The 23899-nt window shown below is 71.3% G+C and carries 12 protein-coding genes; 8 read left to right on the forward strand and 4 right to left on the reverse strand.

Features of this window, described 5'->3' with window-relative positions; all coding sequences use genetic code 11:
- Nucleotides 1-266: 266 nt before the first annotated feature.
- From WME90_RS07075 to tssC, 3 genes are all read right to left on the reverse strand, one after another.
- Nucleotides 267-3248, reverse strand: coding sequence for a penicillin acylase family protein (locus WME90_RS07075; protein WP_437280309.1), 2982 nt, complete (start codon nt 3246-3248; stop codon nt 267-269).
- 533 nt (nt 3249-3781) lie between these two features.
- Nucleotides 3782-5890: a M13 family metallopeptidase gene (locus tag WME90_RS07080; protein WP_437280310.1), complete on the reverse strand. Its 2109-nt coding sequence runs from the start codon at nt 5888-5890 to the stop codon at nt 3782-3784.
- Nucleotides 5891-5996: 106 nt separating this feature from the next.
- Nucleotides 5997-7469, reverse strand: coding sequence for a type VI secretion system contractile sheath large subunit (gene tssC, locus WME90_RS07085; RefSeq protein ID WP_437280311.1), 1473 nt, complete (start codon nt 7467-7469; stop codon nt 5997-5999).
- A 572-nt stretch (nt 7470-8041) separates the two neighbouring features.
- Between tssC and WME90_RS07090 the strand changes: the two genes are divergently transcribed.
- The 4 genes from WME90_RS07090 (at nt 8042) to WME90_RS07105 (ending at nt 11735) form a co-directional block, all read left to right on the forward strand.
- Nucleotides 8042-8302, forward strand: a complete 261-nt coding sequence (locus tag WME90_RS07090) for a hypothetical protein (protein WP_437280312.1) — start codon at nt 8042-8044, stop codon at nt 8300-8302.
- Between the two features lie 48 nt (nt 8303-8350).
- Entirely contained in the window at nt 8351-8941 is a 591-nt protein-coding gene (locus tag WME90_RS07095) for a hypothetical protein (protein ID WP_437280313.1), read from the forward strand.
- Nucleotides 8942-8943: 2 nt separating this feature from the next.
- Nucleotides 8944-11097: a heavy metal translocating P-type ATPase gene (locus WME90_RS07100; RefSeq protein ID WP_437280314.1), complete on the forward strand. Its 2154-nt coding sequence runs from the start codon at nt 8944-8946 to the stop codon at nt 11095-11097.
- A gap of 65 nt (nt 11098-11162) precedes the next feature.
- Nucleotides 11163-11735: a cytochrome C gene (locus WME90_RS07105; RefSeq protein WP_437280315.1), complete on the forward strand. Its 573-nt coding sequence runs from the start codon at nt 11163-11165 to the stop codon at nt 11733-11735.
- 29 nt (nt 11736-11764) lie between these two features.
- Here the strand turns inward: WME90_RS07105 and WME90_RS07110 are convergent, their stop codons facing one another.
- Nucleotides 11765-16849: an AAA family ATPase gene (locus WME90_RS07110; protein ID WP_437280316.1), complete on the reverse strand. Its 5085-nt coding sequence runs from the start codon at nt 16847-16849 to the stop codon at nt 11765-11767.
- Between the two features lie 378 nt (nt 16850-17227).
- On the opposite strand from WME90_RS07110, the gene WME90_RS07115 reads away from it, so the two are divergent.
- The 4 genes from WME90_RS07115 to WME90_RS07130 all read left to right on the forward strand — a co-directional run bounded on the left by WME90_RS07115 (nt 17228) and on the right by WME90_RS07130 (nt 23638).
- Nucleotides 17228-18367, forward strand: a complete 1140-nt coding sequence (locus tag WME90_RS07115) for a serine/threonine-protein kinase (RefSeq protein WP_437280317.1) — start codon at nt 17228-17230, stop codon at nt 18365-18367.
- Nucleotides 18368-18563: 196 nt separating this feature from the next.
- Nucleotides 18564-19679, forward strand: a complete 1116-nt coding sequence (locus WME90_RS07120) for a prephenate dehydrogenase/arogenate dehydrogenase family protein (RefSeq protein ID WP_437280318.1) — start codon at nt 18564-18566, stop codon at nt 19677-19679.
- A gap of 756 nt (nt 19680-20435) precedes the next feature.
- Nucleotides 20436-22577, forward strand: a complete 2142-nt coding sequence (locus WME90_RS07125) for a response regulator (RefSeq protein ID WP_437280319.1) — start codon at nt 20436-20438, stop codon at nt 22575-22577.
- Nucleotides 22578-23332: 755 nt separating this feature from the next.
- Entirely contained in the window at nt 23333-23638 is a 306-nt protein-coding gene (locus WME90_RS07130) for a hypothetical protein (RefSeq protein WP_437280320.1), read from the forward strand.
- The last annotated feature ends 261 nt before the right edge of the window (nt 23639-23899 follow it).

Consider the following 23899-nt stretch of genomic DNA (forward strand, 5'->3'; position numbering starts at 1 on the left):
ATCAATGGTAACCGGTGTCGTTTGTCGCGGCAAGCCTGCGCGACGCCGCAAGGACGAGCGTCGCGAGGAACCACCCTGGTGACAGCGCTGGAGATGCTCACCCCTCAGATCGCCAGTCGATCGAGCAGCAGGCGCAAAGCATGAAGGAGGCGTCCGGAGCGCCTTCGGTCGTAAAGCCGTAAACCCGGACCCAGAGGACCTCGTGCGAGAGCGCGAGATAAACGTGACAGATGCCGGCCCGGGGTGGGCCTCGGAGGACGCGCCGGCTACGGCGCCTCGACCACCGTGCGCGACTCCTTCGCCTGGATCACGTCGGGGAGCAGGAACGGCACCAGGTGCGTCTGGTTCTTTCGCCAGAGCTCCGCCTGATCGCGGAAATGTGGGCTCTCGGCGTCCCAGCCATTGCCTCCGGGAATGGCGTTCCACGCCTTCGGTCCCGCCGGGTCGAGCTCCACGACGAGCCGTTGCGACGGGCCGTGGACGTACCGGAAATCCGGTGACTCGTCGAGCGCCCACGAGAGGCGGTAATCCGAGGAGTCCACCGCGAACTCGTCGCCGCCCCGCGGAAAGCCGCCGCTCCAGAGGGGATCGCTCGGCGGAGGGATGCTGAGGCTGCTGAAGAGGGGGACGAGCGCGTCGAAGGTGACCGTGTGAAAGGCGCCCCAGCGGGGCGCCGCAGCCCCGGCGCCGCCCTGTTGATCGAGCCAGGCGAGGGCGTCGAGCAGGGCGCGCAGCACGCGCTCGTCCCTGGACTCGACCGCTGGCGTGCCCATGTCGTCCCACAGCGTGCTGTCCTGCACGGCCGGATCGAAGGTGGCGAGTTGCTCCCGATCGGCGGAGAACAGGTGGAGGAGCGCCTTCGCCGACAGCTCCCGGGAGAACGACGAGAAGCCCATCTGGCCGAGCTCGTCGCCCAGCACCCGGCGCACCACCCGGACGAGCCAGAGGTTGAAGACCAAGGTCGCCTCCGAGGCGCGGGCGTCGATCGCGCCGGGGCCATCGCCCTCGTCCGCGAGTGGCATGGCGGTATCGAGATCGATGCCGGCGGCCGCCTTGTAGTCCGCCTCCTTGCCCCAGCCGTCGAGGAGCGCCCGCAGGGCGGCGAGGCGCTGCGGGTCGTATGCGGCGTCCGCGACGATCGCGCTCAGATCGGGGTGAGTACCGGGCGTCGAGCGCTCCTCGGCGGCGCGGTCCATGGCGCGGAGGAGGTGAGGCACGAGCCTCGCGCCGAGCGCCGACTTGATGTCGCCCTGGATCGCCGCACAATCCTCCGGCGACAGAGGTCCCTCGTGGGCATCGATCCGCTCCTGGATGCGACCCTCGCGAAACCCGATGTCGAAGCTGCAACCCAGGTACATGGGGGTGCCGTCGGGGAGCGCGCCGTTCGATGGATCGTTGTCCAGGGAGTCTCCGATGGGGTCGTTGTTCGCCGTGGCGATGTATCCCGCCGGCGGGTTCTTCGCCCGGGGGATGAGGTGCTCGGGGAGCGTCCCGGTCCACTCCGCGGTCCCGTCGCCGGGGAGCACCATGCAGGGGAGGACGCCCGTATAGGTGGCCGCGTCCCAGGCGAACGCCTCAGGAGACCGCGTCGGGATCGCCGCGTGCGTCGTCCAGAGGATGTCGCCAGCGGCGTCGCCCATCACCCAGTTCTGCGCGCCGACGCTGAATTTCGAGAGCGACTCCTGCGCATCATCGACCGAGCGAGCGCGCAGCAGGCCGAGGATGGCCTCCAGCTCCTTCGTCGGCTCCAGCCCCGTCCAGCGGACGCTGAGCGCCCCCACGGCCGGGTCCGGATCCACCACCGCGTGGTCGACGATGGTCGGCAGGAGCGGGCCGTGATGGGGCACGATCGGGACACGGTAGGTATAGGGCTCCCTGCCAGCGATCGCGATGACCTCCTCGACCGTCTGGAGGGGCACTGGATTGCCCTTGAAGAGCACCGCCTTGCCGTCGGGCGTGAGCTTCTCGGCATAGACATCGGTGACATCGTACATCGCGACCGTCGCTCCCCACCCGACGTGCTCGTTGTGGCCCAGGATGATCCCCGGAATCCCGGGGAAGGTGACGCCCCCGGCGTGAACATCGCGGCTCGCGTCCTTGCCCTCGGGCGCGGTGACATGGATCGAGACGGCATACCAGACGGCCGGCGCGCTCAGCGACAGGTGGGGATCGCTGGCCACGAGCGCGTGCCCCGTCGCGCTCCGGCTCGCGTGGATGGCCCAGTTGTTCGAGCCGAAGCCCTCCGGGGCGACCTTGCTCCTGGCGCGCTGGACCGCGCTCAGGTAGCCGGTCAGCGACGAAATGAGCTTCGCGCGGCCCGGCGCGGCGCGGCCCGGTCGTCGCGCGCGAGACGCTCTCTTCGCCGCCTTGTCCTCCGCCTTCTGCGCCTTCTCCCGCGCCGGGGATGCCGGATAGCCGCTGCTGGTCACCGCGGGCTCGGAGGGGGCGAACCTCAGGAAGTCCCGCTCGAAGCCGGCGCGCTTCTGCGCGAGCGGATCGGCGCTGCTCGACGCGAACGTCGTCCGGGCGGCGTCGAGGAGCTGCTGCGTGGTGATGTCCAGCTCGGCGTCGAACGACAGGAGGTAGCTCTGGAAGCGGCTGATCACGAGCGAGTCGACGCCGCTCCAGTCGGTGAACGCCTTGGCGGCTATCCCCGTCGCGCCTTCGGGGAGGAGGATGTCCCCGGAGCGGATCTTCCTGAACACCTGGGTCACCCCGTCCGCGTACGCGTCGAGCATCTGGCGGAGCTCCCCCGCGGGGAGCGCGTCGTACTGGGCCCTGGCGATCCGACCGAGCCCGACATGGCGGAGAGCGATGTCCTGATCGATGGTGGTGGGATCGAGGTCGCCGAAGAGCTCTGCGAGCCTCCCCTGGGCGGTGCGCCGCAAGATCTCGAGCTGAAGCGCGCGGTCGCGCGCCGTCAGATACCCTTCGACGCGCATCGCGTCCACGATGTTTTCCGCATAGATATGGGGCCTACCGTCCCTGTCCTGGACGACATCGACGGCAGAGAGCAGGCCGTCGATGGTGAGCCGCCCGTCAACGGGCAAATCCGGCCGATCGCCGAGTGGACCGAACGTCGGGGAGGAGGGCGGGCTGCCGTCGAGCGCGCCCGCGTCGGGATCGCTGGGCGCGCCCGCGTCGGGCGCGCTGCTGCCGGGACCAGGGTCGTCCGAACACCCGAGCATGCCCGTGAGCCCGGTGACCAAGGCGAGGACGCAATGTGCCGAAGATAATGACAGTTGCACGAACGCTCCTTGGTAGGATGGAAGCGAGCCACCGCGGCGGTGTCGTCGCGCGACGCGGCGGCTGGAACAGCACGTCGTCAAGCGAGGTAGGGTTCGCAGCTCCTTTCGCGGCAGCGTGGGCCAGGGCACGACCGGCAAGTGGGAGCGCGCCTTGGCGCGGTGTCTGGGCCAGCATGACACGCAGACGCCGCGGCAGCCCGTGCCGGACCGCCGCCGCGCCAAGCTGTCTGAATCTTACCTTGGTCCCCGGGGTCGCCGAGGGGGGCAGGCAGGCGAACGGGTCCGGGAGGCCACGCAAAATAATCTGAAGGGTCGCTCCCCTGGCGGCACCAAGGGCAGTGAGCTGACCGATCGGGGCGGCGGGGAGCACGCCATCGTCGAGATCAGACTCAACTCTGCTCGAATTCTATTCGGCGAGTTCGATGTCTGGAAGGCGCAAGGATCGCGACGCGGGAGATCAACTGCCGCTCGAGCACCGGCCGAGGGCCAATCAGGATCGTGGCGGCTCGTTCAACCGAGCGCGCCGCGCGCGGCTACCAGACCGTGCACGTCTTTGTCGGCCGCATCGGCGTGCCCGGCGCGCACTTGAAGGCCTCGCCGAACTCCGGGAGGTTCGCGAGCGGCCCGTTCACGCGGAACCGCGGCGGGGAGTGCGGGTTCACCTGGACCATGAGCCGGAGCGCCTCTTCGCGCAGCTTGCCGCACCAGGACTGCCCGTGCGCGAGGAAGAACTGCTGATCTTCCGTGAAGCCGCCCGCGACCGTCTGCTCCGCCGCGCCCTTGCGCATCGCGCGGTACGCCATGAACGCGAGCTTCACGCCCCCGAGATCCGCGATGTTCTCGCCCAGCGTCAGCTTGCCGTTCAGCTTCAGCCCCGGCAGCGCCTCGAAGGCCGAGTACTGCGCCTCGACGCACGCTGTCTTCGCCTTGAACGCCGCCCCGACCTCCTTCGACCACCAGTCCTCCAGGTTGCCCTTCTGGTCGAACTGCGAGCCCTCGTCGTCGAACCCGTGCGTGAGCTCGTGCCCGACCACCATGCCGATGCCGCCGAGGTTCACCGCCGCGGCCGAGCTCACGCTGTAGAACGGCGGCTGCAGGATGCCGGCCGGGAAGACCATGTGGTTGCGCTGCGGATCGTAATAGGCGTTCACGGTGGGCGGGCTCATCTGCCACTCGTCCCGATTGAGCGGCTTGTCGATCTTCCCGAGGTCCCACCGCGTCTGGAAGGCGCGCGCCGCGAGCGCGTTCTTCCCGTACGATTTGGGATCGACCTCGAAGTCGTAGGTCCTCCACTTGTCGGGATATCCGATGAGGTACGCCATCGCGGCGAGCTTGGCGAGCGCGCGCTGCCGCGTGCCCTCATCCATCCAGTCGAGCGCGCGGACATTGCGCGCGAACGCGTCGCTGATCTGGTGCACCATCGCCTCGGCCGCGGGCTTGCTCTCGCCGGGGAAGCTCGTCTTGACGAACGGCTGCCCGAGCAGCTCGCCGAGCGCGTTGTCGGTCGCGTCCACGCAGCGCTTCCAGCGCGGCCGCACCTCCGTTTGCCCGGTGAGCGCCGCCTGCAGCGTGAAGCTCTCGTCGACGAACGCCTTGGGCAGCGCGGGCGCCATGGAGCGCACCACGTGCCACGCCAGGTAGTTCTGCCACGCCGCGGGCTTCACCGACGCGAGCAGCCGGGAGAGCCCCTCGAAGAACCGCACGGAGGTCACGTTCACCTCCTTGACGTCCTGGAGGCCGAGCCCCTGGAAATACGCGTCCCACGGGAAGGCCGGCGCGGCCTTCGCGAGCGCCGATCGGTCGAGCTTGTTGTAAAGGCCCGTCGGGTCCCGCCGCTCGACCCGCGTCTTCGAGATCTTCGCGAGCTCGGTCTCGATCTGCAGCACGTCGAGCGCCGCCGCCTTCGCCGCCGCCTCCTGCGCCCCGGCGAGCCGCATCATCCGCGCGACGTGCTCCTCGTAGGTCTTGCGGAGCGCCTTCGATTTGTCGTCCTCGTTGAGGTAGTAGTCGCGGTCCGGCAGGCCGAGCCCGCTCTGGTCGAGCTGCGCGATGACGCGCGTCGCGTCCTTCATGTCCTGCGCGGAGGTGATGTCGAACAGCGCCCAGACGCGGCGGCCATGGAGCTCGGTGACGAGCGCCCCGAGGCCCTTCGGATCGCGCACCCGCCGCGTCTTCGCGAGGAGGTCCGCGATCGGCTTCACGGAAGCGGCCTCGACCGCGGCCTCATCCATGCAAGACCCGTAATAGGCGCCGATCTTCTTTGTCACCGGATCTCGGTCGCCGGCGCTCGCGGCGTCCTCGAGGATGCGCCGGAGCTCCGCCTCGTTGCGCTTGTCGATCTCGTTGAAGCTCCGCATCCAGTAGGACTCGTCGCCCGGGATCTCGGTCTTCGCCAGCCATCCGCCGCACGCGAACTGGTAGAAGTCCTCGCAGGGGTTCGCCGAGCGATCGAGCGCCGACTCGTCGAGCCCGACGATCTCGAGCTTCGTCTCGACGACGGGGAGGCCCTGCGGCGCCGGCGGCACCAGCGCGGCGGGGGGCGGGGGCGCCGGCGGCGGGCCCGCAGCGGGGCCGCAGGCCGGAAGCGCGGAGAGGGCCAGGAGGAGCGCGAGGGGAGCGACAGGCTGTCGGTGCGTGCGCATGCTGCGCTCTACCACAGACCGGCCGCTGCGCCGGCGCGGACCGCCCATCACGGGATCCCGCGCGGTCGCGCCGGCGTCCGCCCGGAGCGGGCCGGCCTCACTCCCGTCACTCCCGGTCGAGCTTGCCCATCAGGCTCAGGGTGAAGTAGGCGCCCATGTACTTGAGGTGCGGGCGTATCTCGAGGTGGACCCGGTACCAGCCCGCGCTCCCCTCGACCTCGGTCACCGTGCTCCGCGCCTTGCGGAGCGGCCTGCGCGAGCGCACGGCGGGCGACACGACATCCATGTCCGCGACATACTGGCTGAGCCAGCTGTTCAGCTCGCGCTCGAGGTCGCCGCGCTCCTTCCAGGTGCCGATCTGCTCGCGCTGCATCACCTTGAGGTAGTGGGCGAGCCGGCTGACGAGGAAGACGTACGGCAGCTGCGTGCCGAGCCGATAGTTGATCTCGGCGGCGCGCCCCTCGTCGCTCTGGCCGAAATATTTGGGCTTTTGCGCCGAGTTCGCGGAGAAGAAGCAGGCGTTGTCCGTGTCCTTGCGGAAGGTGAGCCCGATGAAGCCCTCCTCGCTGAGCTCGAACTCGCGGCGCTCGGTCAGCATGATCTCGGTCGGTATCTTCGTCTGGATGGCGCCCAGCGCCTCGTACTCGTGGAGCGTGAGCCCCTCGACCGTGCCGCCTGACTGCGGCCCGATGATGTGAAGACACCACCGGTGGCGCGCGAAGCTCTCGGCGAGCCGGGTCGCCATCGCGTAGGTCGGGGCTCCCCAGCAGTACGCCGCGTGGTTGCCCACGACGTCCTCCTCGTAGGAGAACGCCCTGACGGGGGAGGTGCTCGCCCCGTAGGGCGGGCGTAGGAGGAAGCGGGGGAGGAGCAGGCCGACGTAGCGCGCGTCCTCGGACTCGCGGAACGCGGTGTACTTCACGTACTGCGGCCCCTCGAAGAGCGCCTTGATGTCGCCGAGGTGCGGCACCTTGCTGTAGTCCGTGAGCCCGAAGAACTGCGGGCCCGCGACGGCCAGGAAGGGCGCGTGCGCCATCGTCGCCACCGCCGCGCACTTCTGGAGGAGCGCGATGTCCTGGGGCACGGGGCCAAACTCGTAGTTCGAGATGACGGCGCCGAACGGCTTGCCGCCGAAATTGCCGAACTCCGACGAATAGGCGATCTTGTAGAGACCGCTCTTCACGACCTCGACCGAGTCCTCGAAATCCGCGAGCAGGTCGTCCTTCGAGCAGTTGAGGATCTCGACCCGGATGTTCTCGCGGAAGTCGATGTGATCGATGGCGAACTTGAGGCCGCGCCACGCGGCCTCGAGCCGCTGGAACACGGGGTGGTGCAGGATCTCGTCGATCTGCCGCGCCAGCCGCTGGTCGATCTCCGCGATCCACAGGTCGATGAGGGCGCTGTCCAGCCCCGCGCCGGCCTCCGGACGGCCGGCCACCTTGCCGACCACGGCCTCCACGCCCCGCTTCACGTCCTGGTAGGCGCCGTTGGTCGGGGCGACCCCCGTCTCCGCCAGGAGCTCCGCGAGGAGAGAGCCATTGCTCCCCATCACCGGCTCTTCTTGCTGCCCCGCTTGCATGTCCGGAATTTACCACGATCGCTCGCCGGCTGGAAGCGACGGATACACCGGCGCCCGCGCGCCGGCGCGGGCCGCGCTCTCCCGTGGGCGGCCCGCGCCGGCGCGCCTTGGAGACGTGCGCTCCGCGCGCATCGGACGCCCGCGCGGAACGCCCCTCCAGCACGCGAGTCAGGTGTCGAACGGACATGAAAAGCACATGGCGAGCGCGCGACTAGGGTGTTACAAAACACGTGTGGGTGGTCTCGCGGAAGCCGGAGACATAAGGGCTTTCGTTCGAGTCTGCCCTCTCGCATCCCCGGGCTCGGCGCCGACGCCCCCGCGGCGACGCCCGTCCAGGTCGTGGCCGCGCGGCGCCGCGCGGCGAGAGCACCCGGAACGGCTCGCGCCCGGTGAAATCGGCCATGGGAGCACGGAGGGACAGCTGACATCCTCTGTCGCTATCCACCTCTCCGCGCGCCCAGCGCCCATGTGATCCAGATTCTCGGTCTTTACATCCGGCGCGCTTTTGCGCGCTGTTTTCATCCGTCGCGCCTTCGCTCGTCGGGGGCATGGATTTCGAGAGAGGAGTGGGGATGGAACGCCTCGGGCTCGGCATCATCATCGGTATGGGGCTCGCCAGCTTGACGAGGATCACCCGTCCGACCGTCAAGAGGGCCATGACGCTCGGCTTCGTCGCCGTCGACGCGATTCGAGGTGCGCTCGGCGAAGGCAGGGAGAGGCTCGCCGACCTCGTCGCCGAGGTGAGGGAGGAGATGGCTCGCCAGGAGCAGCGCGCCGGCTCGGACGGCGCTGAGGGGTGGCGGCGCGCCGAGATGGATCCGCCCGGGAGCTGACAAGAGGGGTGTTCCGGTGACCCGGCCTCGCAGGCCGGGAGGTGAGCCATGCCGAGCGATCGAGGGGTCGTCATCATCCACTGGGTCCCAGGGCGCGTGCGCCTCGCCGTCCCCGCGCTGCGAAGGGACCGCGCGAGGGCGGAGGAGATCGCGGAGACGGCGCGCGCCTGCCCGAGCGTCGTCGACGCGCGGGCGAGCGCGTGGGCCGGGAGCCTCACGGTCGAGCACGAGCCCGATGTCCCGCTGGAGGACGTCTTCTCCGAGCTCGCGCAGATCCCCGAGCTCTCGGGCTGCGCCTGTCGCCCGATCGCGGGTCCCGCGCCGTCGCCCTGCGCGGCGCCCGCCGAGCCGCCGAGCCCTGGCCGGACGGTGCGCCTCGTGGTCCAGGCCGCGGACCGGCTGAACGCGGCGTCGCAGGGCGTCCCGCCGCCGCACGTCGACCTCAAGCTCCTGATCCCTGCGCTCCTTGTCGGCACCGGGGCGCTCCAGGTGCTGACGCGGCGCTCCCCGGGCATGCCCCACTGGATCACGCTCATCAAGTACGGGATCGACTTCTTCGTGGTGCTGAACCACGGCCGCATCCAGGGCTTCTTGGCGAGCGCGGGCGTGGGCGCACCCGCCGGCGGCGAGGCAGGGTGAAGATGGCATCGCTCCTGTCGATCGGGACCGAGCCGGTCTCGGTGGTCCACGCGATCCCGGGCAGGGTCCGCCTGCGGCTCCCGCGCCTCGGGAGGGACGCGGCCTTCGGCCCGCTGCTCGAGGCGGGGCTCACCGCCGTGCCGGGGGTCGTGTCCGTGCGCATCGCCGAGGGCGCGTCGAGCGCCGTCGTCGAGCACGATCCGCGGCAGGTCGACGTCGACGCGATCGTGCGCGCAGCCGCCTCGGCCTCCGCCGCGCCGGCCCCGCGGGGGGCGCTGCGCACGGCGCGCGCCGCCCGGAAGGCGCGCCGCGCGGCCGCCCTCGCGAAGCGCCCGCTCTACCTGTCGAGCGCCGGCATGATCCTCTCGCTCGGCGGCTTCGTCTCGCCGCTGCTCGCGTACCCGTTCATCGCCGCGACGTCCGCGCCCATCTTCAAGAGGGCGTGGGACTCGGTGGTGCGGGACCGCAAGCTCAACGTCGATCTGCTCGACAGCCTGGCGATCGCCTCGGCCGTGGCGACCGGAGACGCCATCAACGCGGCCGGCATCATCTGGCTGGTCACGCTCGGCGACCACATCCGCGATCTCACCCAGGCGCGCGCCCGGCGCGCGATCCACGGCCTCCTCGAGTACCAGCAGGACCTCGCGTGGGTGGTCCGCGGCGATGCGAAGGTGCAGATCCCGGTGGCCGAGCTCGCCGTGGGAGATCTCCTTGTCGTCTACACCGGATCGGTGATCCCGGTCGACGGGACGGTCACGGACGGCGAGGGGCTCGTCGATCAGCAGACGCTGACCGGCGAGTCGATGCCCGTGCTCAAGAGCCCCGGCGACCGCTGCTTCGCGGCGACCGTCATCAAGGACGGCAAGCTGTACATCCGCGCCGAGCGGGTCGGCGGCGACACGACCGCCGCGAGCACGGCGCGGCTCATCGAGAGCGCGCCCGCGCTGGAGACGCGCGCGCAGAACTACGCGGAGCTCGTGGCGAACCGGCTCGTCCCGCCGGCGCTCGCCTGCTCGGCGGCCGTGCTCGCGGCGACGAGGGATCTCGGCCGCGTGTCCGCCATCCTGACGATCGACTTCGGCACCGGTCCGCGCGTCTCGGCCCCGACGACGGTGCTCGCCTCGATGAACGCCGCGGCGCGGCGCGGGATCCTCATCAAGGGCGGCGCCTACATCGAGAAGCTCGCGAAGGTGTCGACCGTGGTGTTCGACAAGACGGGCACGCTGACCTCCGGCACGCCCGAGGTGACGGACGTCCTCGTCCACGACGCCCTGTCCGAGCGCGAGGCGGCGACGCTCGCCGCCTCGGTGTCCGCGCGGCAGACGCACCCCGTGTCGCAGGCCGTGCTCCGGCTCGCGGAGGCGTGGCGGCTCTCGATCCCGGACCGGGAAGAGTCCCGCTACCTCGTCGGCCGGGGCGTGCAGGCCAAGGTCTTCGGCAATGTCGTGCAGCTCGGCAGCCCCCGCTTCCTCGACGAGCTCGGCATCACCTGCCGCGCCGACGCCGGCGCGAGGAGGGCGCTCGAGGCGGCGGCGAAATCGCTCCTCTTCCTCGCCGTCGACGGGCGGCACGTCGCCACGCTCGCGTGCCGGGACGCGATCCGGGCCGAGAGCCGCGCGACGATCCGCAGCCTGCGCGCGCGCGGGATCGACGATATCGTCATGTTGACCGGCGACAGCCGCGAGGTGGCCCGGCAGGTCGCGCTCGAGCTCGGCATCACCCGGTATTTCGCGGAGATGCTGCCCGAGGACAAGGCGGAGATCACGCGCCGGCTGACGCAGGAGGGCCGCACGGTCGCGGTCGTCGGGGACGGCATCAACGACTCCCCGGCGCTGTCGTACGCCGACATCGGCATCAGCGTGTCCGCGGGCGCGGAGATCGCCCGGGAGACGGCCGGCGTCGTCCTCGTGGAGGACGATCTGTCGAAGCTCATCGAGGCGATCGACGTCTCGCGCGCCGCGATGCGCCTCATCCACCAGAACTTCTCGATGATCCTCGCCGTGAACGCGGTCGCGTACGCGCTGTCGATCCCCGGGCTCCTCAACCCGGTCGCGGCGACGCTCATGAACAACGGCTCCGCGGTCCTCGCCTGCGTGAACGGACTCCGTCCGCTCATGGCGGCGCCGCGCAAGAAGGCCCGCGCCGGCGGCTCGTAGAGCGCTCGTCCGCGCGCCGCGCCGCAGCCCGGCACGCGCGCTGCACGAGGGATGGAATGGTTGGAATGCAGCGCGAAACGCGCACCGGATCGAGATCGTCCGCCGCGGACCGGGCGCGCGCGGCGCGCCGGACCGTGCAGTGGTTGCCGGGTGCGGCGCTTCTGGCGTTGATCGGCTGTGCAGCCGTCGCCCGGTCGCCTGTGTCGCCGCACATCACGGCGGGGAGCCCCGAGGAGGCCGGCCGGTACCTGATCCTCGTGGGCGGGTGCAACGATTGCCATACGCCCGGCTGGGACAGATCGAGCGGCAGGCTTCCGACCTCGGAGTGGCTGACGGGCAGCGACGTCGGCTACCGAGGCCCGTGGGGGACGAGTTATGCGGCGAACCTCCGGAACTCCGTCCAGAACCTCGGCGAGGACGCCTGGGTGCGGATGTTCCGCGCGGCCGCCGGCCGCCCGCCGATGCCATGGCTCAACTACACGACCCTGCACGATCGCGACCTCGTAGCGATGTACCGCTTCATCCGGAGCCTCGGAGAGAAGGGCGTCCGCGCGCCCGAGGCGGTGCCGGCCGGCGAGGAGCCCACGACGCCGTACATCCTCATGGTCCCCCAGCAGCCTGAGAGCAGGAAAAAGTAGCGGTCGGCTCGCGTCGGCTCCCGCTCCCGTCAGGCGTGCAGGCCGCCGAGCGTCGCCGACGCCGCGTGGCTCGCCGCCGGCCGCTCGCAGGGCAGCTCCACCGTGAACCGCGCTCCCTCGTCTGGGCGGCTGACCACGCGCACCGCGCCGCCGAGCGCCTCGACGATGCTCTTCACGACGTGGAGCCCGAGCCCCAGCCCGCCGAAATGGCGGCTCGACACCGCGCGCTCGAACCGGTCGAACACGTGCGGGAGCCGCGCGGCCGGGATCCCGATGCCCTGATCCTGCACCACGAGCTCCGCCGTGTCGTCGTTCCGGGCGACGGAGATGTCGATCGGCTTGCCCCCGCCGAACTTCAGGGCGTTGTCGAGCAGGTTCGAGACCACCTGCTCCAGCCTGCTCCTGTCCCACGACCCCACGACGGACGGCTCGGCGCGCACGCTCACGGAGGAGCCGGACTGCGCGATGCGCTCGGTGAGCCGCTCCAGGACGTCGTCCACGACCTCCGCGAGATCGACCGGCTCGACGTGCAGCTCCAGCCGGCCGGTGTGGAGCTGCGATACGTCGAGCAGGTCGTCGATCAGCCGGACGAGCCGGTGCACCTGCCGATCCATCCTTTGCAGGGCGCGCGCGAGGCGCTCGTCGGACGCGTGGTCGCCCCGGCGGAGCAGCGCCTGGAGGCCGAGGCGCAGGGAGGTGACGGGCGTCCTGAGCTCGTGCGACGCGACGCTGAGGAACTCGTCGCGGACGCGCACCGCGTGCTGCGCCTCGCGGTAGAGGCGGGCGTTCTCGAGGGCGATCGCGATCTGGCCGGAGAGGAGCTCCAGCACGTGGACGCGATCGCGCGTGAAGGCGTACGTGGTGAGGTTGTTCTCGAGGTAGACCACCCCGAGCCGCGCCTCCTTCCGCTGGATGGGCAGGACCAGGACCGACCGCGAGCCGCCCTCGGCGAAGCGAGGATCGCGCTTGCGCTCCAGCTCGCTGGCCGCGTCGCCGAGCACGACGATCTCCCGCGCGCCGTGCGCGTGCTCGACGATCCGCCGCGGGACATCGCGCGACCGGGAGAGCGGCGTGCGCTCGATGGAGACCGGGGTGGCGACGGACCCCTGGGCCCGCACGAAGAGCTCCCCCTCTTCCTCGAGCACGAGCGCCCCGCGCTGCGCGCCGGCGGCCTCCAGGCAGACGCCCAGGAGCTTCTCGAGCAGCCGATCGAGCACGATCTCGCCCGAGAGGGTCTCCGCGGCCTTGAGCAGGCTGAGCGCGTCGAGCGCGGCCGTCGGCAGCCGCTCCTCGGCGAGCTCCGGCTCGTCGCCGGACCCGCCGAGCCCGAACTCCTCAGCGAGCGCGCGGGCCTTCTCCGACGCCCCCCAGCGGGCGAACCCCTGCCGCGCGGCGCGCAGGTACATGGCCGCGATCCGCGCCCGCCCTAGCCCGTGGTAGAAGCGCCCGGCCAGCTCGTTGCCGATCGCCGCGATGTGGAGGAACCCCCCGCGCGTCGAAGCCTCGATGGCCTCGTCGTACCGCGCGCTGGCGAGCTCGAACCTGCGCTCTACGCGGGCGAGCTCCGCCTCGACGAGGAGGCGCCGCGGGCCGAAGTTCTCCGCGCAGCCCGCGTCCCACCTCCGCAGCGAGCGCCGCAGATCGTCCACGCGCGCGAGCAGCGCGGCCCTCTCCTGCTCGTCGGCCTCATCGCACCGCCACAGCAGCGTGAGCGCGGTGTACAGCGCGCACCCGCACTCGGGGATGTAGCCGCCGAGGAAGTGAATGCCCGAGAGCGCCGCGTCGGCGTGCGCGATGGCCTGGGCCATGTCCCGGAACAGGTACGAGCACTGGAGGCGCAGGATGTGATACACGCACCTCGCCGGCGCCTCCCCCTGCGCCGCCTCGAGGAAGGCCCGCTCGTCGAAATCGGCGTCGTCAGGCACGTTCCGGCCCCTCGTCAGCCCCTTGAGGCACCGGATCATCTGCCGGTAGGAGAGCTGGTAGAGGCGCGTCGACTTGTTGCCGGTCTGCTGGCTGAACGCGAACCCGTCGTTCAGATCGACAAGCACGCGATCGAGCTCCACCCCTGCGGCGAACGCGTGTCCCACGAGCCCCGTGCGCGCGTACGAGGAGAAGCGGAGCTCGCCGGACGATACGCCCAGGGCCACGATCTCGCGGAACGACGCCCCGCCCGAGGCGAGCGGCGCGACCCACGGGTGAACGAACTCGGCGTACATGTACCGGGCGATCGTCTCCTGGGCGCGATCCTCGAACCTCCGCGCGAGCTCCACCGCGAGCCGGCCGAAGCCCTGGGCGGCCGAGAGCTCGCCCTCGGCCGCCAGGAGCATCGCGTGCCCTGCGTAGGAGAGGATCGACTCGCTCGAGTTGCCGTGCTCCAGCGCGAAGCGGACGCCGAGGGAGGTGAGGAGCATCAGCTGCTTCCGGTCCGCGAACCAGGCGGGGGCCACCATCTCGGCGAGGAGCCTCATGCGGGCCCGCTCTTCTGGGCTGGTCAAGCGGGGGAGATCGACGAGCGACTCGGGCGAGCGCGCCGCGAGGTGGCTGGCGATGGCCCGCCGCTGCGTCGCCATCTCCGCGTCGAGGTCCGCCGCCGACAGCTCGACCCCGAAGTGCGCGCGCAGCGCGTCGCGCCCCCAGGCGAGCGCCAGATCGTGATCGCCGGTGATCGTCGCGCTCATGATGCGGAGCGCCTCCAGGTCGACCTTCTCCGGGATCGACGCCGCGTGGCGGAGCCCCTCCTCCACGAGCGCGCGGGCCGCCGCGTGCTGATCGGTCAGCGCGGCGCACTCCGCCGCGTCGCGGTGGAGGGAGAACCAGAGCTCGTAGCGCGAGCGGAAGGCGCCTTCCGGCAGCAGGCGGAGACCGCTGCGGAAGTAGGCGAGCGCGGGGCCGAAGGCCGCGGCGCGGCGCGCCTTGACGCCGGCGCGGTGGTTGAGCTGCGCGAGGTGCTCCCGCTGCTCCGCGTCGAGCAACGCGGCGCCGAGGTTCATCTGGTCCGCGGCGTCGAACAGCGCGGCGTCCGTCCCGTTGGTGCAGGTGGCCTCGAGGAAGCGGCCGATCTCCAGGTGCAGCTGCATCCGCAGCTGCTCCGGTCCGAGCTCGTAGGCCGTCTGCTGGACCCGATCGTGGACGAACCGGATCGCGAGCCCCGCCTCGCGCTCGCACGTGCCGTCGGGCACGACGAGCCCCTCACGGAGCGGCTGGACGAGCGATGCGGTCGTCTCGTCGACGGATCGGCCGAGCACCGCCGCGATGAGCCGGAGCTCCGCGCGCCTGCCGATGCACGCGGCGACCTGCAGGAGCTCCTGCGCCGCTTCGGGCAGCCTCCGGACGGACTCCGACATCAGCTGGACCACGTTGTCGGTGACCCCGACCCGCTCGAGCCGGCCGAGATCCCACGTCCATGTCGAGCGGATCGCGTCGAAGCAGAGCAGGCCTTTCTCCTGGAGCGACCGGAGGAGCTGGCGGATGAAGAAGGGGTTGCCCGCCGTCTTGGTAAGGAGGAGCGTGGCGAGCGGGCGCGCCCGCTCCGGCTCGCATCGGAGCGCCTCGGCGAGCAGCGTGACGACCGGCTCGACGCCGAGCGGGCCGAGCGAGAGGTGCGTGATCGGGGCGACCTGCGCGCGCCGGAGCTCCTCGAAGGTCTGGTGGAGCGGGTGTGTGGCGCCGACTTCCCTCGATCGGTACGCGCCGAGCAGGAGCACGTGCTTGCTGCCCGGATCCGCGGCGAGGGCGCGGAGGACGCGGAGCGACGCGGCGTCCGTCCACTGGAGGTCGTCGAGGAAGATCGCGAGCGGCGGCCGCTGGCTGGCCACCGCGCGCACGAGGTCCTGGATCGCGAGCAGGAAGCAGTTCTCCGCGCGCACCGGATCCGCGGCCGGCAGCGCGGGCTCGTCCCCGAGGAGCTCGATGAGCTCCGGGCAGAGCTCGCCGAGGGCGCGGCACCGCTCGCTGACCGCCTCCCTGAGCTGCGCGCGGCTCTCCTCCGGCTCGGCGCGGAGCGCGGCGGCGAGGGCGCGGAGCGCCTCTGCCAGGGACGCATAGGGCACGTTCGCCGCGCGCAGGTCGAACTTGCCTTCGATGAACCGCCCGCCCCGCTCGGCGACGGCGGCCTGCAGCGCCTCGACGAGGGCGGTCTTCCCGACGCCTGCTTCCCCGGTCACCATCACGAGCTCCGTCGCGCCGTTCGACACGCGGGCGAGCGCGCCGCACAGCGCGGCGAGCTCGTGCTCGCGGTCGATCAGGCGATCGGGCAGCGGGAGCCGCCGCGCAAGGTCCATGCGGCCGAGCTCGAACCGCGGGACGGTGCCTCCGGAGCGCCACCGCCTCCTCGCCTCGTGGAGGTCCTGGGCGAGGCACTCGGCGCTCTGGTATCGCAGGTCCGGCATCTTGGCGAGGAGCCGCTGCACGAGCTCGGAGAGCGCCGCCGGGACATTGGGGTTCACGACGTGCGCGGGCACGGGGCTCCTCGCCACGTGGGCGTGCACGAGCGCGAGCGGATCGAGGTCCTTGAAGGGCGGCGCGCCGGTGAGCATGGCGTAGAAGGTCGCTCCCAGCGCGTACAGGTCCGAGCGCGCGTCGATGAACCAGCAGGTGCGCCCGAGCTGCTCGGGGGACAGGAAGGGGAGCGCGTCGAACTTCTCGTGCTCCACGGCTCGGGGCACGCTTGTCAGCTCGGCCGCGTCCGAGAAATGGACAAGGGTGACCTGCCCGTTCTCGCCGAGGACCACGCGGCCCGGGGCGATGGCGCGGTGGACGACGCCGCGCCCGTGGATGCGCGCGCACGTGTCGGCGAGCGCGATGGCGATGTCGAAGAACTCGTCCAGCGCGAGCGGCCCCCGGGCGAGCCGCCGCTCGAGGTCCTCGGGGCCCGCGTCCTCGAGGAGCAGCGCCGGCGTGCTCTCCGGGCCCTCGAGCGCGAGCGGCCGCACGACCCCCGGAACGTCCAGCCGGCGCAGGAAGGCGTGCTCGCGCCACAGGAGAGCTGCCGCGCCCGGGGCTGGATGACGCCCCCGCAAGGTCTTCTGCACCACGATCCTTCCGGAGAGCCCGATTCTGCGGAGCAGAAATCGGCCGCAGCGGTGGACCTCAGTCGCTTCCGCCCGAGTCATACGCGTCCCCCCTCGCGCGATGCCGGGAGAATATAAAGCAGGATGAGTGTAGGTGCGAGCCGGGAAGTCCTGGGTCTCGTGATATGGGAGAGACGTCGGGTTGTGCGCTTCGTGCGATTGCGCGACGTCGGCGCCTCATTCATCGGCGCGACGATCTGTGCGCTGCGCGACCTCCCTCCATCGCGAGGCGCTCGTCCAGCCGTCCCTTGCCCGCGCGCCCGGCCGCGCGGGCAAGGCGAAAGGCGGCCAGGCGCCGCCCTCGATCTGCGCGAGGGCCCGCGACGGCCGCCAATCCGGTGAGCGAAGGTGCTAGGATGAATCAGCGCATGTACGGGGGGGCGGCCGCCCCTGCGCCGGTGCGCGCTGCGGGGAGCTTCGATGAACGCACCTGTCGTCGCAGGGGACGTGATCGCCGAGAAGTACCGGGTCGACCGGATCTCGGGCAGCGGCGGGGTGGGGACGGTGGCCTTCGCGAGCCACGTCGTCCTTCCGCAGAGGGTCGCGATCGAGCTCCTGCTCGGCGACGGCAGCCCGCAGCTCGTGGAGCGCTCGCTCCGGGAGGCACGCGCGGCGGTGGGGCTCAAGGGGGAGCACATCGCGCGGGTGCTCGACGTGGGCCAGCTCGACTCGGGTGTCCTGTACATCGTCACCGAGCACCTCGACGGGCAGGATCTCGCCGAGCTGCTGCGCGGCCGCGGCCGGCTCGAGCTCTCGGAGGCCATCGATTGGATGCTTCAGGCCTGCGTGGCGGTGGCCGAGGCGCACGCCGCGGGGATCGTGCACCGCGGCCTCGAGCCGGCGCGCCTGTTCCTCGCGACGACCCCCGGCGGCGCGACGCTCCTCAAGGTGCTCGGCTTCGGCGCGTCCAGGGAGCCGTCCGGCACGAGCGACGGCAGCGCGGCGGCGCAGACGCGGGAGGCGCTCGGCGCGCCGCTCTACATGTCGCCGGAGCGGATGCGGTCGTCGGTCGCGGTCGACGCCCGCGCCGACGTCTGGTCGCTCGGCGCGATCCTGTACCGGCTCCTGACCGGGCGGCCGCCGTTCGAGGCGAGCTCGCTCGCCGATCTCGCGCTGCGCGTCGAGAACGCGGCGCCGGCGCTGCCGAGCGCGCTGCAGCCCGATATCCCCCCGGCCGTGGAGCGCATGCTCCTCTGCTGTCTCGAGAAGGACCCGGCGCGGCGGCCCACGAGCGTGGTCGAGCTGGCGATCGCGCTCGCCCCCCACGCGTCGGCGGCCGGCCAGGATCACGTGGAGCGGGCCGCCCGCCTCCTCGGCGCGACGCTCCCTCCGCGCCCCCGCGACTCGCTGCCGACGATCGGGCTCGGGCTCAGCGTGCGGCCGCGCCCGCTCGACAGCGCGGAGCCGAGCTCGCAGGCAGGCCCGGCGTCGCAGGCGGGCCCGGCGACCTTGCGGCGCGGCGCGCAGGACACGGGGCGCAACAAGGCGCGCCTCGCGCTGATCGCGGCCGTCGCGTCGCTGCTCGCGATCCTCTGCGTGGCCGCGGCGCAGCTCAGGTGAGCCGGCGCCGCTCGAGCCGCCCCCGGGGCAGCGGCGCCGTGTCCGGCCTCGGCGAAGGTACATCGTCGCCGTGAGCGAGGCGGGCTTGGAGAAGCCGGAGAGCCGCCCTGTCTGCTGCGGACGCGCGCGCAGCTCCTCGTGGTTGTGCCGAGAAAACGTGACATCGGCGTAGACCGGCTGTCGTAGTATCCGCCGCATGCCGCATTCTCTCCCACATTCCGGGGGCCCTCTCGCTCCGCCCGCGCGCATCGGCAAGGTCGCATTCCTCGGGTACGGCCGCTTCGGCGCGGCGCTCGGGTCGCTGCTCCGCGACGCGGGGATCGCGGTGCGCGCGTTCGACCCTTCCGCGGAGATCCGCGGCGCCGTGCGGGCCGCTTCGCTCCCGGAGCTCGTGGACGGCGCGGACCTCGTCATCGTCGCCGTCCCGGTGCCGGCGGTGCGCGAGGCCCTGCTGTCGCTGCGGCCGCACCTGGCGCAGGGGCAGATCGTGGCCGACGTGGGCAGCGTGAAGACCGTGCCGGCGAGCGCCATGGCCGAGGTGCTCGGCGAAGGCCGGCCCTGGGTGGCGACGCACCCGCTGTTCGGTCCGGCGAGCCTCGCCCGCGGCGAGCGCCCGCTGCGCGCCGTCGTCTGCCCGAACCCTGCGCACCCCGACGCGGTGCGCCGCGTCGTCGCGCTGTTCGAGCGGATCGGCTGTCAGGTGCTGGAGCAGGCCCCGGAGGAGCACGACCGCGTCATGGCCTTCACGCACGCGCTCGCGTTCTTCATCGCGAAGGGCATGATGGACGCGGGCGTGCCCGCCGGCGCGCCCTACGCGCCGCCCTCGTTCCAGGGCATCGCGCACACGATCGAGACGGTGCGCGTGGACGCGGGGCACCTGTTCGCCGCGCTGCACCGCGAGAACCCCTTCGCCGGCGAGGCGCGCCGCCGCCTCATCGACGCGCTCGTCGCCGTCGATCGGAGCCTCGACGTCCCGGCCAAGGACGCCGCGCCCGAGGACCTCGCCGCGCTCGCGATCCCCGATCTCGGCGCGCTCTCCCCCGAGCTCCGCGAGACGCGGGAGCTCATCGACGACCTGGATCTGGAGCTCGTCGGCCTGCTCGCGAGGAGGGCCGAGCTCGTCCAGCGCGCCGGGCGCGCCAAGGCCACGATCGGCGCGGCGGTCCGGGATCCGGTGCGCGAGGCGCGGCTGATGGAGTCGCGCCGCCGCTGCGCCGTCGAGCTCGGGCTCGATCCCGACGGCGTCGCCGAGGTCTTCGAGGTGATCCTCCGGCACTCGCGCTCCCTCCAGGAGCGGCGCTCCGCCGTCTAGCGTCCGGACCGCGCGCGCCGCGAGCGATCCCTCGCCAGGGGAACACGAGGCACGCGGAGAGCGTCGAGCGCGCAGGCGTGCGTGTGTGCGTGTGCGTGTGCGTGTGCGAGTCGACTGCGCGTCAGGAGCGTGTCATTACGTCGCTCTCCTCCTCTCGCCTCGGCTTTCTTCGCGCTCTCTATGATTCTCGCGATCTCTCACGGCCGTTCCGAGAGGCGGCGCCCGATCGCGCCATGAATCCTCTTTCCACCCCGGCGTGCTCCGGTGTAGGGTTTGCGTGCGGGGATCATGCAGCGGGGTCAGGGACCCCCTTGTGGATACTGCAGGCGAGCCCTGGGTCGCAGGTAAGAGAGCGCCTCGACTACGATACGGGCTCGTCGGCGCAGCGCAGGGAGGGCTGGAATGGATCAGCGGAGCGGCCATGCTCAGAGGGCCGAGCGTTCCGGGTTTGGGCGAGGCCGGTATGATGAGGTCTGCGCGTCGGCGCCCGCGGCGCCCGCGCGGAAGACCGCCCATGGAGACGCCCTCCGGCGCCCTGGAAGCCGTCCCGGCGGGCGGGCGGGCGGGCGCACCCTTCGTCGCGGGTGCGCGCTGCGCTCGCCCGGTGACCGCGGCGCCCCGCGCCTCCTCGCGCGGAATGTTGAAGCGGACCCGAGCGGACGCGGCAGGCGCTACCCGAAAGCGGTGGACACAGCCCCATTCCTGAGGATGCTGCGAGGCTGGCCGCGGCGCTGACGACGGGCAAGGAGACGCGGGATGAGGGCAGAAGTGGGCAGAGTCAACATCCTGATCGTTGACGACAGGCCTGAGCAGCTCCTCTCCCTGGAGGCAGTCCTCGCGCCGCTCGGCGAAAACATCGTCAAGGCGGCGTCCGGGAGGGAAGCGCTTCGCCACCTCCTTCAGGAGGAGTTCGCGGTCATCCTCCTCGACATCAAGATGCCGGAGATTGATGGGTTCGAGACGGCGACGCTCATCCGCAAGCGGAGGAGCACGCTGCACACGCCGATCATCTTCCTGACCGCGCACACCGAGCGCGTGTATGTCGAGCGCAGTTATTCGCTCGGGGCGGTCGATTACATCATGACCCCCTTCGCGCCGGAAGTCCTCCGCACCAAGGTGTCAGTCTTCGTCGACCTATTCAAGAAGACACAGAAGATCAAGCTCCAGGCGGAGTCGCTGCGCGTGCACGCGGAGCAGCTCCAGCGGCTCAACCGCGCCGCGCTCGCGATCAACTCGGCCCTGTCGCTCGACGCCATGGTCGCGGCGATCACGGACGCGGCCCGCGACGTCGGCGGCGCCCACCAGGCGATGACGCTCGTGAAGCTGGAGCGGCCCGGCGAGCGGGCGCGGACCGCGGTGTCGCTCTCGGAGCGGTACACGACGTTTCAAAAAGAGGCGCCTCTCCCCATCGCCGGCAAGCTGTGCGCCCTCGTGTGCGAAATGAACCGGCCGCTCCGGATGACGCAGCGAGAGCTCTCGCTGCACCCGGAGTGGCTGGACGACCGCGGGCAAAAGCCGCCGCCGCGGGGGTACCTCGCGGTGCCCCTCTCCGCGGCCGACGGCCAGAACATCGGGACCATCCAGCTCTCGGATCGGCACGACGGCGAGTTCTCCGACGACGACGAGACCGTCCTTGTGCAGCTGGCGCAGCTCGCTTCCATCGCCATCCAGAACTGCGTGCACGCCGAGGCGCGCGAGGCGAACCGCCTGAAGGACGAGTTCCTCGCCACGCTCTCCCACGAGCTGCGCAGCCCGCTCAACGCGATCCTCGGCTGGACGCACCTCCTGCGCTCCGAGCCGTTCGACGTGCAGCGGGTGTCCCATGGCCTCGAGGTGATCGAGCGCAACGTGGCCGCTCAGACGAAGCTCATCGAGGATCTCCTCGACGTCTCGCGGGTCACGACGGGCAAGCTGAGCATCAGCGCCGCGCCGATGGCGCTCGCGCCCGTCGTGGAGATCGCCGTCGACGCGATCCGCCCGGCCGCCGAGGCGAAGGGGCTCACGATCGACGTCTCGCTCGATCCCGACATCGAGGTGAACGGCGACGCGGATCGGCTGCAGCAGGTGGTCTCGAACCTCACCTCCAACGCGCTCAAGTTCACGCGTCCCGGAGACCATATCCTCGTCTCCCTCCGGCGGGCCGGCGCGACAGCGGAGCTCACGGTGCGCGACACGGGGGAGGGGATCTCGCCCGAGTTCCTCCCGCTCGTCTTCGAGCGTTTCCGCCAGGCCGACAGCACGAGCCGCAGGACGCACGCGGGCCTCGGCATCGGGCTGTCCCTTGTGCGCCACATCGTCGAGATCCACGGCGGCTCGGTCGTGGCCGAGAGCCCTGGGTTGCAGAAGGGGTCGACGTTCGTGGTCCGGCTCCCGCTCCTCGGGGTCGAGCGCAGCTCGCGGCCGCCCCTGCCGCGGGAAGGCCGGTCGCGCTCGCTCGCGTGCTCGGAGCCTGCGTCCAACCTCGGCGGGCTCCGTGTCCTGCTCGTCGAGGACGACGCGGACGCCAGGGAGCTCCTTCAGGAGGTGCTGTCGCAGCACCACGCCGAGGTGACGGCCGTGGCCTCGGCCCACGAGGCGCTCGCGGCGTTCTGCGCTGCGAGCCCGCACGTGCTCGTGAGCGATATCGCCATGCCCGGCGAGGACGGCTATGAGCTCATCCGCGCCATCCGGCAGCGCCCGCCGCAGGCCGGCGGCGATCTGCCCGCGCTGGCGCTGACGGCCTATGCGCGCAAAGAGGACCAGAAGCGCGCGCTGGAGGCCGGCTTCCACATGCACGCCACGAAGCCGATCGAGCCCGCCGCCCTCGTGGCCGCCGTGGCCAGCCTCGCGGCCCGGGCCCGCGCCGGCGAGCTCCCCTGCGCCCGGGATCGAGGATCGAGCGAGGAGCTCAACCCGTGAGGATCGCGCGGAGACGAGGGCCAGTCCGGTGAACGAGCGTCTTTGAGCTCTCTTCGCCGGGAGCGCGCTCGCCTTCTCTCTCGCTCGCACATCACACCAGAGCTCGCCCGCGACCGGCCCGCTCGCGATATCGGGTGTCTCCTTCGGACGCCTGCGCTCATGAGCAGGCACGAGGGCCGAGGCCGACGAGCTTTGGGCCTGGGACTTGCAGCTCATGCCGCGCAACGTGTCCTCATGACCAGACCGGGAGCCGACCCCCCATCGGGGGCCCGACGAGGCGCGTCCGCGCTGCACTCGGGCTCCGTCGCGCGCCGCGCGGCGCCGGCGCTGCTCCTCCAGGCCGCTCACGCGAGCAGGCTTTGGCTCATGGGGCTCTCACCTCTGGAGGTTAATCCGTTATGGCGGATGTTTTGTCAGGCGCAGTCGTTCTTCACGCGCCACGTTCGCCCCCGCCCGCGTAGGCGAATGTGCTTGACCGGTGGGCGCTCACGGTGGGCCACCCACATGCAACGATGATGCACTGAGACAAAAAGCTTGCGTAATCCAGTATGGTGGCCTATCGTCCATCATAACGGAATCACCACGGAGTCGACACCGGGCCATCGCACGCGGCGTGCTCATGGCGCCTTCGGGCGCGTTTTGTTTTGCGTGATTCTTCGCGCGATTTGAGTCGCCTGGCGGTGTGGAGCGGTGATCGGTGCGGGATTCCATCGAGTCATTCTTTGGGGGGGACAACCCAACGGAGAGAACGAACCATGAACGCTTCGAAGAGCATCTTTGCAAGCGCGCTGCTGCTTGGCGCGACCATGATGATGATCGGCGCCGGATGCGGCGATGACGAAGAGACCACCACCACCTCCTCCTCGACGACGACGAGCGCGGCGACGACCGGCACCGGCGGCGAGGGTGGCGGCACCGGCGGCGCGGGCGAGGGCGGCGCGGGTGGCGGCACCGGCGGCGCGGGCGAGGGCGGCGCGGGTGGCGGCACCGGCGGCGCGGGCGAGGGCGGCGCGGGTGGCGGCACCGGCGGCGCGGGCGAGGGCGGCGCGGGCGGCGCCTGAGACGAGCGCGACGATAGAGCCCATCCCTCGCCGAGCCCGCGGTACGGTGGGCGGGGGATAGGCTGTTAGAGCGCCACTCATCACCTCCGTCGCCATGCGCCCGCGCGGCTGCATGGCTCGGTCCGGTTTTGTTCATCGCTCTAGGCTCGGGAATCACGGGAGGAGTGAAGACGGAAGATGCTTTGCGTCTCCCCTTCTCCCCGTGAGATCCCGAGCTTTTCATTCGGAGCATGTGCCTATCGGCACCGCTTCACCCCCGGG

Source organism: Sorangium sp. So ce375 (genome assembly GCF_051473855.1).
Classification (GTDB): Bacteria; Myxococcota_A; Polyangia; order Polyangiales; family Polyangiaceae; genus Sorangium.

What these genes read in the sequence shown, in the direction of transcription:
- WME90_RS07080 (WP_437280310.1), bottom strand. Translation starts at nt 5,890, where the DNA reads ATGCGCACGCACCGACAGCCTGTCGCTCCCCTCGCGCTCCTCCTGGCC.
- tssC (WP_437280311.1), bottom strand. Translation starts at nt 7,469, where the DNA reads ATGCAAGCGGGGCAGCAAGAAGAGCCGGTGATGGGGAGCAATGGCTCT.
- WME90_RS07090 (WP_437280312.1), top strand. Translation starts at nt 8,042, where the DNA reads ATGGAACGCCTCGGGCTCGGCATCATCATCGGTATGGGGCTCGCCAGC.
- WME90_RS07095 (WP_437280313.1), top strand. Translation starts at nt 8,351, where the DNA reads ATGCCGAGCGATCGAGGGGTCGTCATCATCCACTGGGTCCCAGGGCGC.
- WME90_RS07100 (WP_437280314.1), top strand. Translation starts at nt 8,944, where the DNA reads ATGGCATCGCTCCTGTCGATCGGGACCGAGCCGGTCTCGGTGGTCCAC.
- WME90_RS07105 (WP_437280315.1), top strand. Translation starts at nt 11,163, where the DNA reads ATGCAGCGCGAAACGCGCACCGGATCGAGATCGTCCGCCGCGGACCGG.
- WME90_RS07110 (WP_437280316.1), bottom strand. Translation starts at nt 16,849, where the DNA reads ATGACTCGGGCGGAAGCGACTGAGGTCCACCGCTGCGGCCGATTTCTG.
- WME90_RS07115 (WP_437280317.1), top strand. Translation starts at nt 17,228, where the DNA reads ATGAACGCACCTGTCGTCGCAGGGGACGTGATCGCCGAGAAGTACCGG.
- WME90_RS07120 (WP_437280318.1), top strand. Translation starts at nt 18,564, where the DNA reads ATGCCGCATTCTCTCCCACATTCCGGGGGCCCTCTCGCTCCGCCCGCG.
- WME90_RS07125 (WP_437280319.1), top strand. Translation starts at nt 20,436, where the DNA reads ATGAGGGCAGAAGTGGGCAGAGTCAACATCCTGATCGTTGACGACAGG.
- WME90_RS07130 (WP_437280320.1), top strand. Translation starts at nt 23,333, where the DNA reads ATGAACGCTTCGAAGAGCATCTTTGCAAGCGCGCTGCTGCTTGGCGCG.